This window comes from Streptomyces sp. PsTaAH-137 (assembly GCF_003259365.1).
Lineage (GTDB): Bacteria > Actinomycetota > Actinomycetes > Streptomycetales > Streptomycetaceae > Streptomyces.
Genome location: NZ_QLLY01000011.1, coordinates 106839 through 119063 on the forward strand (window position 1 = coordinate 106839; position 12225 = coordinate 119063).

A 12225-nucleotide genomic window follows, 5' to 3' on the forward strand; every position below is an offset into this window, starting at 1 on the left:
GAAGTCCTAGTGGTGCGCGCGAGGCGGTGGGCTCATGAAGAGGGGGACACCGTTTCGGTGTCCCCCTCTTGGGCTGCTAGTCGCGGGCCGCGGTCAGGTGTTCCGCGTGTTCCTGCAGTGAGCTGACGCCCACGTCGCCGTGGTTGAGCGCGTCGATGCCCTGGACGGCGGCCGCGAGGGCCTGGACCGTGGTCAGGCAGGGCACGGAGCGGGCGACGGCCGCCGTGCGGATCTCGTAACCGTCGAGGCGGCCGCCGGTGCCGTACGGCGTGTTGACGATCAGGTCGACGTCGCCGTCGTGGATGAGCTGGACGATCGTCTTCTCACCGTTGGGGCCCTCGCCCTCGGACTGCTTGCGCACGACGGTGGCGTTGATGCCGTTGCGCTTGAGCACCTCGGCCGTGCCGGAGGTGGCCATCAGCTCGAAGCCGTGGGCGACCAGCTCGCGCGCCGGGAAGATCATCGAGCGCTTGTCGCGGTTGGCGACCGAGATGAACGCGCGGCCCTTGGTGGGCAGCGGACCGTAGGCACCGGCCTGCGACTTGGCGTACGCCGTGCCGAAGACGGAGTCGATGCCCATGACCTCGCCGGTGGAGCGCATCTCCGGGCCGAGGACCGTGTCGACGCCGCGGCCGTGGATGTCGCGGAAGCGCGACCACGGCATGACGGCCTCCTTGACGGAGATCGGCGCGTCCAGCGGCAGGGTGCCGCCGTCGCCGGTCTTCGGGAGCAGGCCCTCGGCGCGCAGCTCGGCGACGGTGGCGCCGAGCGAGATGCGGGCGGCGGCCTTCGCGAGCGGCACCGCGGTCGCCTTCGAGGTGAAGGGGACGGTGCGCGAGGCGCGCGGGTTGGCCTCCAGGACGTAGAGGATGTCACCCGCCATCGCGAACTGGATGTTGATCAGGCCGCGCACGCCGACGCCCTTGGCGATGGCCTCGGTCGAGACGCGCAGGCGCTTGATGTCGAAGCCGCCGAGGGTGATCGGGGGCAGGGCGCACGCCGAGTCGCCGGAGTGGATGCCGGCCTCCTCGATGTGCTCCATGACGCCGCCGAGGTACAGCTCCTCGCCGTCGTACAGGGCGTCGACGTCGATCTCGATGGCGTCGTCGAGGAAGCGGTCCACGAGGACCGGCCGCGAGGGGCTGATCTCGGTGGACTCCTCGATGTACGCGGACAGGCGGGTCTCGTCGTAGACGATCTCCATGCCGCGGCCGCCGAGCACGTACGACGGGCGGACGAGGACCGGGTAGCCGATCTCGTCGGCGATGGCCTTGGCCTCGGCGAAGGTGGTGGCGGTGCCGTGCTTGGGCGCGGGCAGACCGGCCTCGGCGAGCACGCGGCCGAAGGCGCCGCGGTCCTCGGCGGCGTGGATCGCCTCCGGGGAGGTGCCGACGACGGGCACGCCGTTGTCCTTGAGCGCCTGGGCGAGGCCCAGCGGGGTCTGGCCGCCGAGCTGCACGATGACGCCCGCGATCGGGCCCGCGAGGGACTCGGCGTGCACGATCTCCAGCACGTCCTCCAGCGTCAGCGGCTCGAAGTACAGGCGGTCGGACGTGTCGTAGTCCGTGGAGACCGTCTCCGGGTTGCAGTTGACCATCACGGTCTCGTAGCCCGCGTCGCTGAGCGCGAAGGAGGCGTGGACGCAGGAGTAGTCGAACTCGATGCCCTGGCCGATGCGGTTCGGGCCCGAGCCCAGGATGATCACGGCGGGCTTGGTGCGCTGCGCGACCTCGGTCTCCTCGTCGTACGAGGAGTAGAAGTACGGCGTCTTGGCGGCGAACTCGGCGGCGCAGGTGTCGACCGTCTTGTAGACCGGGCGGACGCCGAGCGCGTGCCGGACCTCGCGGACGACGTCCTCGCGCAGGCCGCGGATCTCGGCGATCTGGGCGTCGGAGAAGCCGTGCCGCTTGGCCTCGGCGATCAGGTCCTTCGTCAGCTCGGGCGCGGCGGCCAGCTCGTCGGCCGTCTCCTTGATGAGGAAGAGCTGGTCGACGAACCACGGGTCGATCTTCGTGTAGTCGAAGATCTCCTCGGGCGTGGCACCGGCGCGGATCGCGTCCATGACGGTGTTGATCCGGCCGTCGGTCGGGCGGACGGACGCTTCGAGGAGCGCGGTCTTGTCGCCGGTCTCGCCGGTGAAGGAGAACTGCGAGCCCTTCTTCTCCAGGGAGCGCAGCGCCTTCTGGAACGCCTCGGTGAAGTTGCGGCCGATGGCCATGGCCTCGCCGACCGACTTCATGGTCGTGGTCAGCGTGGAGTCGGCGCTCGGGAACTTCTCGAACGCGAACCGCGGGGCCTTCACGACCACGTAGTCGAGCGTCGGCTCGAAGGAGGCCGGCGTCTTCTCGGTGATGTCGTTCGGGATCTCGTCGAGCGTGTAGCCGACGGCCAGCTTGGCCGCGATCTTCGCGATCGGGAAGCCGGTCGCCTTGGACGCGAGCGCGGACGAACGGGACACGCGGGGGTTCATCTCGATGACGATGACGCGGCCGTCGTCGGGGTTGATCGCGAACTGGATGTTGCAGCCGCCGGTGTCGACGCCGACCTCGCGGATGATCGCGATGCCGATGTCGCGCAGCCGCTGGTACTCGCGGTCGGTCAGCGTCATCGAGGGCGCGACGGTGATCGAGTCGCCGGTGTGCACGCCCATCGGGTCGAAGTTCTCGATGGAGCAGACGACCACGACGTTGTCGTTCTTGTCGCGCATCAGCTCCAGCTCGTACTCCTTCCAGCCGAGGATGGACTCCTCCAGGAGCACCTCGGTGGTCGGGGAGAGCGTGAGGCCCTGGCCGGCGATGCGGCGCAGCTCCTCCTCGTCGTGCGCGAAGCCGGAACCGGCGCCGCCCATGGTGAAGGAGGGGCGGACGACGACGGGGTAGCCGCCGAGGGTGTCGACACCCTTCAGCACGTCGTCCATGGAGTGGCAGATGACCGAGCGGGCGGACTCGCCGTGGCCGATCTTCTTGCGGACCTCTTCCACGACGCCCTTGAAGAGGTCGCGGTCCTCGCCCTTGTTGATCGCCTCGACGTTGGCGCCGATCAGCTCGACGCCGTACTTCTCCAGGACGCCCTGCTCGTGCATGGAGATGGCCGTGTTGAGGGCCGTCTGACCACCGAGGGTCGGGAGCAGCGCGTCGGGGCGCTCCTTGGCGATGATCTTCTCGACGAACTCGGGGGTGATCGGCTCGACGTACGTGGCGTCGGCGATCTCCGGGTCGGTCATGATCGTCGCGGGGTTGGAGTTCACGAGGATGACCCGCAGGCCCTCGGACTTCAGGACCCGGCACGCCTGGGTGCCGGAGTAGTCGAACTCGGCGGCCTGGCCGATGACGATCGGGCCCGAGCCGATGACCAGGACGGACTGGATATCGGAGCGCTTAGGCACGCTGGCCCTCCATCAGGGAGACGAAACGGTCGAACAGGTAGGCGGCGTCGTGCGGACCGGCCGCCGCCTCCGGGTGGTACTGGACGGAGAAGGCCGGCTGGTCGAGCAGCTGGAGGCCTTCGACGACCTGGTCGTTCAGGCAGACGTGCGAGACCTCGGCGCGGCCGAACGTCGTCTCGCTCACCTTGTCGAGCGGCGCGTCCACGGCGAAGCCGTGGTTGTGCGCGGTGACCTCGACCTTGCCGGTGGTGCGGTCCTGCACCGGCTGGTTGATGCCGCGGTGGCCGTACTTCAGCTTGTACGTGCCGAAGCCGAGGGCGCGGCCGAGGATCTGGTTGCCGAAGCAGATGCCGAAGAGCGGCGTCTTCCGCTCAAGGACGGCGGTCATCAGCGCGACGGGGCCCTCTGCGGTGGCCGGGTCGCCCGGGCCGTTGGAGAAGAACACGCCGTCGGGGCCGACGGCGTAGACGTCGTCGGCGGTCGCCGTGGCGGGCAGCACGTGCACCTCGATGCCGCGCTCGGCCATGCGGTGCGGGGTCATGCCCTTGATGCCGAGGTCGATCGCGGCGACGGTGAACTTCTTCTCGCCGATCGCCGGGACGACGTAGGCCTCCTTGGTGGCGACCTCCTCGTACAGGCTCGCGCCCTTCATCTGGGGCTGCGCCTGGACCTTCGCGACGAGCTCGGCGTCGGCCGGGAGCGTCTCGCCGGAGAAGATGCCCGAGCGCATGGAGCCGCGCTCGCGCAGGTGGCGGGTGAGGGCGCGGGTGTCGATGCCGCTGATGCCGACGATGTCCTGGGCGACCAGCTCGTCGTCGAGCGAGCGCTTTGCGCGCCAGTTCGAGGGGATGCGGGCGGGGTCGCGCACGACGTACCCCGAGACCCAGATGCGGCTCGACTCGTCGTCCTCGTCGTTCCAGCCCGTGTTGCCGATCTGCGGGGCGGTGGCGACCACGATCTGGCGGTCGTACGACGGGTCGGTGAGGGTCTCCTGGTAGCCGGTCATGCCGGTGGAGAACACGGCCTCGCCGAAGGTCTCCCCCACGGCCCCGTAGGCACGGCCGCGGAACACCCGGCCGTCCTCCAGGACGAGAACGGCGGGAACCTTGCTGGTTCCCCTGGTGGAGGTGGTCATCGTGCGGCGCCTTCCGTCGTGTTCTTCGTGTCGATCATGTTGTTGATGGCGGTGACCCACTCGGCCTGCTCGGCCGCCCGGTCCGAGCGGAACCCCGAGTCGATCAGCTTGTCGCCGTGGGCCCAGGTGACGATCAGCAGACCGCCCTCCGTGAGCACCTTGCCCGCGATGCCCTTGTCGAGCCGGGCCTCGCGCAGCGCCTCCGTGGGGACGAAGAAGTCGCTCGCTCCCGGGCGTACGACGTCCAGCCCCTCGTCGGTGAGGGTCAGCTCGACCCGGCTGCGGGTGCCGAGGCCGTGCGCCACGATGCGGTCGAGCCACTGCCCGGCGCTCGTGGAGCCGTGGTACCGGCCGCTCAGCTCAAGTTTCACCGCACCGCGCTCTTCGGGCGCGGCGGGCAGCGGCGGCAGGTCGCTCTGGAGCGTGCCGCGCCACTTCCAGCCCTGGCGCATCAGCCAGTAGACGAGCGCGATGAAGAGCAGCAGTCCGACGATCCAGCCGATCCGGTCGGGCCAGTCGGTCACGTCCGCCGACTTCTGTTCGGCGGCCAGTTGCAGCAGAGGTGTCACGCGAGCTTCCCGTCGGCGAGGGTGGCCTTGCCCCGCAGCCAGGTGTGGGTGACGCGCCCCGGCAGCTCACGGCCCTCGTACGGGGTGTTGCGGCTGCGGGAGGCGAAGCCCGCGGGGTCAACGTCTCCACGGTAGTCGGCGTCGACCAGAACCAGGTTGGCGGGCTCACCTGCCGAGACGGGGCGTCCATGGCCGGTGGCCTGCCCGATCTCGGCGGGCTTGACGGACATCCGGTCGGCGACCCCGGCCCAGTCGAGCAGGCCCGTCTCGACCATCGTCTGCTGGACGACGCTCAGCGCGGTCTCCAGGCCGACCATGCCCATGGCGGCGGCGGCCCACTCGCAGTCCTTGTCCTCGTGCGGGTGCGGGGCGTGGTCGGTGGCGACGATGTCGATGGTGCCGTCGGCGAGGGCCTCGCGCAGCGCCATCACGTCCTTCTCGGTGCGCAGCGGCGGGTTCACCTTGTAGACCGGGTTGTACGAGCGCACCAGCTCGTCGGTGAGGAGCAGGTGGTGCGGGGTGACCTCGGCGGTGACGTCGATGCCGCGGGACTTGGCCCAGCGCACGATCTCGACGCTGCCGGCGGTCGACAGGTGGCAGATGTGGACGCGGGACCCGACGTGCTCGGCGAGCAGGACGTCCCGGGCGATGATCGATTCCTCGGCCACGGCGGGCCAGCCGCCCAGGCCCAGCTCGGCGGAGACGGTGCCCTCGTTCATCTGGGCGCCCTCGGTGAGGCGGGGCTCCTGCGCGTGCTGGGCGACGACGCCGCCGAAGGCCTTCACGTACTCCAGGGCGCGGCGCATGATCACGGCGTCGTGGACGCACTTGCCGTCGTCGGAGAAGACGGTGACGCCGGCGGCGGACTCGTGCATGGCGCCCAGCTCGGCGAGCTTCTGCCCCTCCAGGCCGACGGTGACGGCGCCGATGGGCTGCACGTCGCAGTAACCGTGCTCCTGGCCGAGCCGGTAGACCTGCTCGACGACGCCGGCGGTGTCGGCGACGGGGAAGGTGTTGGCCATGGCGAACACGGCGGTGTAGCCACCGGAGGCGGCGGCCCGCGTGCCGGTCAGGACGGTCTCGGAGTCCTCGCGGCCCGGCTCGCGCAGGTGGGTGTGGAGGTCGACGAGGCCCGGCAGGAGGACCTTGCCCTCGGCCTCGACGACGGTCTCGACGCCCTCGGCGCTCAGCCCGGCACCGATCTCGGCGATCGTCTCGCCGTCGATCAGGACGTCCTGCGGCTCGCCGCCGAGCACCTTCGCACCACGGATCAGGATCTTGCTCATGTTCTTCAGTTCCCCTCGGTACGGGTGTGCGTGACGGCGGGCTCGTTGCCGCCCAGAAGCAGATAGAGGACGGCCATGCGGGTGTGGACGCCGTTGGCGACCTGCTCGATGACCGTGCAGCGCTCGGAGTCGGCGACCTCGGCGGTGATCTCCATGCCGCGGACCATCGGGCCCGGGTGCATCACGATGGCGTGCTCCGGCATCTTCGCCATGCGATCGCCGTCGAGGCCGTAGCGGCGGCTGTACTCGCGCTCGGTCGGGAAGAACGCGGCGTTCATCCGCTCGCGCTGCACGCGGAGCATCATCACGGCGTCGGTCTTCGGCAGCGTGCTGTCCAGGTCGTAGCTGACCTCGCAGGGCCAGGACTCGACGCCGACGGGCAGCAGGGTGGGCGGCGCGACGAGGGTGACCTCGGCGCCGAGGGTGTGCAGCAGGTCGACGTTCGAGCGGGCGACGCGGCTGTGCAGGACGTCGCCGACGAGGGTGACGCGCTTGCCGTCCAGGCCCTGGCCGATCCCGGCGTCCCGGCCGACCAGGCGGCGGCGCATGGTGAAGGCGTCGAGCAGCGCCTGGGTGGGGTGCTGGTGGGTGCCGTCGCCCGCGTTGATGACCGGGGCGTCGATCCAGCCGGAGGTCGCGAGCCGGAACGGGGCGCCGGAGGCGCTGTGCCGGATGACGACCGCGTCGACGCCCATGGCCTCCAGCGTCTGGGCGGTGTCCTTCAGGGACTCGCCCTTGGAGACGCTGGAGCCCTTGGCGGCGAAGTTGATGACGTCGGCGGACAGACGCTTCTCGGCGGCCTCGAACGAGATCCGCGTCCGCGTCGAGTCCTCGAAGAAGAGGTTGCAGATGGTCCGGCCGCGCAGGGCGGGCAGCTTCTTGATGGGCCGGTCGGCGACCCGCGCCATCTCCTCGGCGGTGTCGAGGATGAGGACGGCGTCGTCGCGGGTGAGGTCGGCGGCCGAGATGAGGTGTCGCATCATCGGGGGTGCTCCGTAAGGAAGTTCAGGACGTTTCGGGGCATACGGGCGCGCGCGGGCGCACCTGTCTCGCCGTACGTGGCACACGTACGGCAGGAGAGGTGGCTACTGCTCGGCCGCCTGGGGGTCCGGCTTGGCACCGAGCAGCACGGCGTCGCGGCCGTCCTCCTCGGCGAGCTGGACCTTGACCGTCTCCCGCAGCGACGTGGGGAGGTTCTTGCCGACGTAGTCGGCGCGGATCGGGAGTTCGCGGTGGCCGCGGTCGACGAGGACCGCGAGCTGCACGGCGCGCGGGCGCCCGATGTCGTTCAGTGCGTCGAGGGCGGCGCGGATGGTGCGGCCCGAGAAGAGCACGTCGTCGACGAGCACGACGAGCCGGCCGTCGATGCCCTCGGCGGGGATGTCGGTGCGGGCCAGGGCGCGCGGCGGGTGCATCCGCAGGTCGTCGCGGTACATCGTGATGTCGAGCGAGCCGACGGGGATGGCGCGGCCGGTGATCTCTCGGAGCTTGTCGGCCAAGCGGCGGGCGAGGAAGACGCCCCGCGTGGGAATGCCCAGGAGGACCACGTCCTCGGCGCCCTTGGCGCGCTCGACGATCTCGTGGGCGATACGGGTCATCACCCGCGCGATGTCAGGGCCTTCGAGAACGGACCGGGCATCGGAATTTTGCGTGTCCATACGAAACGGACCCCCTTCTCCGCCTCACGGGACGGATCTTAAAGGACGTCGGAATTGCGCCATCCACACTACCAGCCCGGAAACACCGCTGATCACCCCCCTGAAGGTGCGAGAACGCCGGATTCGGGAGATGGTCGGTACGGACCATTCGGCTTGACGCGGCCAAGTAACGCTGCGTAACCTCACAGTGAGTTACCAGCCACGCGGCGCAGCCGCTAAGTGATGCAGTGTCCGGGGAGCTATATGTCCAGCGAATACGCCAAACAGCTCGGGGCGAAGCTCCGCGCGATCCGTACCCAGCAGGGCCTTTCCCTCCACGGTGTCGAGGAGAAGTCCCAGGGCCGCTGGAAGGCGGTCGTGGTCGGTTCGTACGAGCGCGGCGACCGTGCCGTGACCGTGCAGCGCCTCGCCGAGCTGGCGGACTTCTACGGCGTGCCGGTTCAGGAGCTGCTGCCGGGCACCACCCCGGGCGGAGCCGCCGAGCCCCCGCCGAAGCTGGTCCTGGACCTTGAGCGGCTGGCCCACGTGCCGCCGGAGAAGGCGGGCCCGCTGCAGCGCTATGCCGCGACGATCCAGTCGCAGCGCGGTGACTACAACGGCAAGGTGCTGTCGATCCGCCAGGACGACCTGCGCACCCTCGCCGTCATCTACGACCAGTCGCCCTCGGTCCTGACCGAGCAGCTGATCAGCTGGGGCGTGCTCGACGCCGACGCGCGCCGCGCCGTGGCCCACGAAGAGGCCTGAGCCTGATCCGGCCGACGGGCCACCAGAGCAGAAACGTCACACCGAGGGGCGGAGCCGACCGGCTCCGCCCCTCGGGCGTCACTCCCCCGCCGCCGTGTAGAGCCGCCCGATGACCTCGGGCAACAGCCGCTCGCTGAGCCTCGGCGGAAGCGCCTGGAGGACCGCGAGGACCGGCGCCATCCGGCGCGGCAGCGCCCCGCCCTCCCCCACGCCCGCGAGGGCCAGCGCGATCTCGACCTCCTCAGGCGTCAGCGCGTCCGGGTCCAGCGTGGCCGCGGCCTCGACGATCGCCGGATCGATCCGCACCGGACCGGCCGCCCTTGCTCGCCCCACGGCCTTCTCCAGCTCGTCGAGGAGCAGCCGCACGGTCTCCTCGTCCGCGACCGCCGCGGTCACCGTCAGATGCAGATTGGCCGGCGAGGAGCCGAAGGCGGGCTGCGGCTGGAGGTACCAGCCGCTCTCGCGCATCTCGTCCGCGACGACGAACACATCCACCTCCGGGTCGTCCGAGGCGACCGCGATGAGCGAGGCCTCGGGCCGGGCGAGCAGTCGCAGACCGTCGATGGCCTGAACACCGTCGGCGAGGTCGAGGGTCGTGCGGTGTACGCGCGTCGACAGCGCGGTGTAACCGTTGGTCCCGACGCTCTCGGTCACCGCCCAGGCCGCGGCGAGCGGTCCGGCGGACTTGGTGCCCTGGAGGGTGGAGTTGACGACGGGGTAGCCGGGCCAGGAGGCGTGCGCGAACCAGCCGTGCCGGCGCAGCTCGGCGTCCGCGAAGAGCAGCAGCGAGGCGCCCTTCGCCGCGTAGCCGTACTTGTGCAGGTCGACGGAGAGCGAGGTGACGCCGGGGACGGTGAGGCCGAAGTCGGGGATCTCCGGAGCGTCCGCGGCGCGTCCGAGATGGCCCAGGTACCAGCCGCCGATGCAGGCGTCGACATGGCAGAGCACTCCGCGCGCGGCGGCCAGGGCGGCGACCTCGGCGACCGGGTCGATGACACCGTGCGCGTAGCTCGGTGCGGAGACGACGACCAGGGCGGTGTCCTCGGTGAGCGCGGCCGCGACGTCGGCGGGCCGCACCTTGAAGGTGTCCGGATCGACGGGCACGGTCACCACGGTGAGCCCGAAGAGTTCGGCCGCCTTGTGGAACGCCGCGTGCGCGGTGTCCGGGAGGATCAGCTCGGGACGGGTCACGCCGCGTGTCCTGCGTGCGTGTTGCCGGGCCGTCAGGACGGCGAGGAGGCAGCTCTCGGTGCCGCCGCTGGTGAAGGTGCCCGCTTCTCCGCCGAGCAGCGCGGTGGCCCGTCGCACCAGGGCGTTCTCCAGCTCGACGACGCTCGGGAAGGCCGTCATGTCGAGTCCGTTGACTCCGGCGAAGGCGGCCTGCGCGGCGATCCCGAGCTCTTCGAGGCCGTCGAGCCCGGAGTCGTAGACGTAGGCCATGGTGCGTCCGCCGCGAACGGGCAGATCGCCCGCGCGCAGCTCGGCGAGACGCTCCAGGATCGCGTCGTGATCGGTACTCATGCGGAACTCTCCTCGTCGTACGGGGCGGTGGCACGGGCGGGACGCGTCTCGGCCGCGTCCCGCAGGCGGGTCAGTTCGGCCTCGGTGAGCCGGTAGCGGGCCAGCAGCGGAAGGCTCAGGAGCAGCAGGACGGCGGGCAGCACGCCGAAGCCGGTCACGATCGCGGTGAGCGCCGAGCCGGGCTGGGCGACCCGGTGGTCGGCGTCGGAGGAGACGAAGCCGCCGAGCGAGAGCACGAGCCCGAACAGGCCGGGCCCGAGCGCGAGTCCGAGCGTCTCGCCCGCGGTCCACAGGCCGGTGAAGACGCCCGCCCGGCGCCGGCCGCTGGTGTACGCGTCGGCGGCGATCGCGTCGCCGAGCAGGGCGAGCGGCAGCATCTGCATGCCCGCGTACCCGACGCCGGCCAGGGCCACGGCCGCGTAGATCAGGGTGTCGGGGAGGTGCCGGCCCGCCGCCGCGCCCAGTGCGCCGACCAGGAAGCAGAGCGAGGCGCCGATGGCCGCGTCGCGCTTGCCGCCCCGGCGGCCGACGGCCAGCCACAGCGGCATCGCGAGCAGTGACGGCACGATGAGGCAGGCGAAGAGGACGGTCGTGGCGCTCGGCCGGTCCAGGATGTACGTGGCGAAGTACTGGGTGCCGGCGAGCATCAGGCCGGTCGCGGCGGCCTGCACCACGAAGGCGGCGAGCAGCCAGAAGAAGGGCGCGTTGCCGCGGGCGGCGCGCAGTTGGGCCCGCAGGCCGGGCTCACCGGTGGTGCGGATGACGGTCCGGGTCCCGGCGGTCGCGCCCACCGCGGCGAGCATCCCGCAGGCGAGGACCGCGCCGATCACCAGTCCCATCAGCCGGTAGCCGCCCGCGCTGCCCCGGTCGTCGGCGGTGGAGCCGGCGAGCATCGGCGCGACAGCGCCCGACAGCAGGATCGCGACGGCGAGGAAGGCGACGCGCCAGGACATCACGCGGGCCCGCTCGTCGGGGTCGGCGGTGAGTTCCGCGGGCAGCGCGACGTAGGGGACCTGGAAGAAGGCGTACGCGGAGGCCGTCAGCAGGAAGAGCACGGCGACGTACGCGGCGGCGGGCCCGCCGTCGAGGCCGCCGGGCGCCGCGAACATGGCGGCGAAGCAGAGCGGCATGGTGACGGCGCCGAGCAGCATCCAGGAGCGGCGCGGGCCGAAGCGGGAGCGGGTGCTGCGGTCGGAGAGGCTGCCGATCCACGGGTTGAGCAGCACGTCCCACGCCTTGGGCAGGAAGACCAGGAGTCCGGCGAGGCCCGCGCCGACGCCGAGGACGTCGGTCAGGTAGTAGAGCAGCAGCAGACCGGGGACGGTACCGAAGGTGCCGGTGGCGAAGGAGCCGAGGCCGTAGCCGATCCGGACCCGGGCGGAGAGGCCTGTTGGGGACATGGCGAGAACTTACGCAGGATCCCCGGGAACGCACCAGGCCCGAAGCAGAACAATGTTCAAGTTCTGCTTCGGGCCTGCGGGTTGCTGAGCTCTAGGCCTCGTCGCGGCGCAGCGACGGCTTCAGGTCCTTGAAGCGGGCCAGAAGTCCGTTGATGAACGCCGGGGACTCGTCGGTGGAGAACTCCTTGGCCAGGGAGACGGCCTCGTCGAGCACCACGGCGTCCGGCGTTCCGTCGACCCAGATCAGCTCGTACGCACCGAGCCGCAGGATGTTGCGGTCGACGACGGGCATCCGGTCGAGGGTCCAGTCGACGGCGTACTGCGAGATCAGCTCGTCGATCCGGCGCGCCTTGGGGGCGTACCCCTCGACCAGCTCCATCGTGTACTCACTGACCGGCGGCTGCTGCGGGTCGCTGTGCGAGTTCTTGACCCAGTCGGCGAGGACCGTGACGACGTCGGCGCCGCGCTGGTCGGCCTCGAAGAGGACCTGGAAGGCTCGCTTGCGGGCCGTGTTACGGGCGGCCACG

General features: G+C 70.9%; 10 protein-coding genes. 1 reads left to right on the forward strand and 9 read right to left on the reverse strand.

Going from position 1 to position 12225, the window contains the following annotated elements:
• Positions 1-76: 76 nt before the first annotated feature.
• The 6 genes from carB to pyrR all read right to left on the reverse strand — a co-directional run bounded on the left by carB (position 77) and on the right by pyrR (position 8033).
• Entirely contained in the window at positions 77-3385 is a 3309-nt protein-coding gene (carB, locus tag K377_RS24440) for a carbamoyl-phosphate synthase large subunit (protein ID WP_111665646.1), read from the reverse strand.
• Entirely contained in the window at positions 3378-4520 is a 1143-nt protein-coding gene (gene carA, locus K377_RS24445) for a glutamine-hydrolyzing carbamoyl-phosphate synthase small subunit (RefSeq protein ID WP_111665647.1), read from the reverse strand. Before carA ends, carB begins: the two co-directional genes overlap by 8 nt.
• Entirely contained in the window at positions 4517-5089 is a 573-nt protein-coding gene (locus K377_RS24450; RefSeq protein ID WP_111665648.1) for a hypothetical protein, read from the reverse strand. Before K377_RS24450 ends, carA begins: the two co-directional genes overlap by 4 nt.
• Positions 5086-6375, reverse strand: a complete 1290-nt coding sequence (locus K377_RS24455; protein WP_111665649.1) for a dihydroorotase — start codon at positions 6373-6375, stop codon at positions 5086-5088. The genes K377_RS24450 and K377_RS24455 overlap by 4 nt, the downstream gene beginning before the upstream one ends.
• Positions 6376-6380: 5 nt before the next feature.
• Positions 6381-7358, reverse strand: coding sequence for an aspartate carbamoyltransferase catalytic subunit (locus tag K377_RS24460; protein WP_111665650.1), 978 nt, complete (start codon positions 7356-7358; stop codon positions 6381-6383).
• Between the two features lie 102 nt (positions 7359-7460).
• Positions 7461-8033, reverse strand: coding sequence for a bifunctional pyr operon transcriptional regulator/uracil phosphoribosyltransferase PyrR (gene pyrR, locus K377_RS24465; protein ID WP_111665651.1), 573 nt, complete (start codon positions 8031-8033; stop codon positions 7461-7463).
• Between the two features lie 243 nt (positions 8034-8276).
• Between pyrR and bldD the strand changes: the two genes are divergently transcribed.
• The gene (gene bldD / locus K377_RS24470; protein ID WP_093894511.1) at positions 8277-8777 is read left to right on the forward strand and encodes a transcriptional regulator BldD; all 501 of its coding nucleotides are present in this window, start codon (positions 8277-8279) and stop codon (positions 8775-8777) included.
• Positions 8778-8855: 78 nt separating this feature from the next.
• Here the strand turns inward: bldD and K377_RS24475 are convergent, their stop codons facing one another.
• From K377_RS24475 to nusB, 3 genes are all read right to left on the reverse strand, one after another.
• Positions 8856-10298, reverse strand: a complete 1443-nt coding sequence (locus tag K377_RS24475) for an aminotransferase class V-fold PLP-dependent enzyme (RefSeq protein ID WP_111665652.1) — start codon at positions 10296-10298, stop codon at positions 8856-8858.
• On the reverse strand, positions 10295-11698 hold the full coding sequence (locus tag K377_RS24480; RefSeq protein ID WP_111665653.1) for an MFS transporter: 1404 nt from the start codon (positions 11696-11698) through the stop codon (positions 10295-10297). Before K377_RS24480 ends, K377_RS24475 begins: the two co-directional genes overlap by 4 nt.
• Before the next feature lie 91 nt (positions 11699-11789).
• Positions 11790-12224 (reverse strand): transcription antitermination factor NusB, encoded by a 435-nt coding sequence (nusB, locus tag K377_RS24485; protein WP_111665654.1) that lies wholly within the window; start codon positions 12222-12224, stop codon positions 11790-11792.
• Between the last annotated feature and the right edge of the window lies 1 nt (position 12225).

Excerpts from the sequence above, each read along its gene's own strand:
- K377_RS24455 (WP_111665649.1), bottom strand. The coding sequence starts at position 6,375 with ATGAGCAAGATCCTGATCCGTGGTGCGAAGGTGCTCGGCGGCGAGCCG.
- K377_RS24480 (WP_111665653.1), bottom strand. The coding sequence starts at position 11,698 with ATGTCCCCAACAGGCCTCTCCGCCCGGGTCCGGATCGGCTACGGCCTC.
- K377_RS24460 (WP_111665650.1), bottom strand. The coding sequence starts at position 7,358 with ATGATGCGACACCTCATCTCGGCCGCCGACCTCACCCGCGACGACGCC.
- bldD (WP_093894511.1), top strand. The coding sequence starts at position 8,277 with ATGTCCAGCGAATACGCCAAACAGCTCGGGGCGAAGCTCCGCGCGATC.
- pyrR (WP_111665651.1), bottom strand. The coding sequence starts at position 8,033 with ATGGACACGCAAAATTCCGATGCCCGGTCCGTTCTCGAAGGCCCTGAC.
- K377_RS24475 (WP_111665652.1), bottom strand. The coding sequence starts at position 10,298 with ATGAGTACCGATCACGACGCGATCCTGGAGCGTCTCGCCGAGCTGCGC.
- carA (WP_111665647.1), bottom strand. The coding sequence starts at position 4,520 with ATGACCACCTCCACCAGGGGAACCAGCAAGGTTCCCGCCGTTCTCGTC.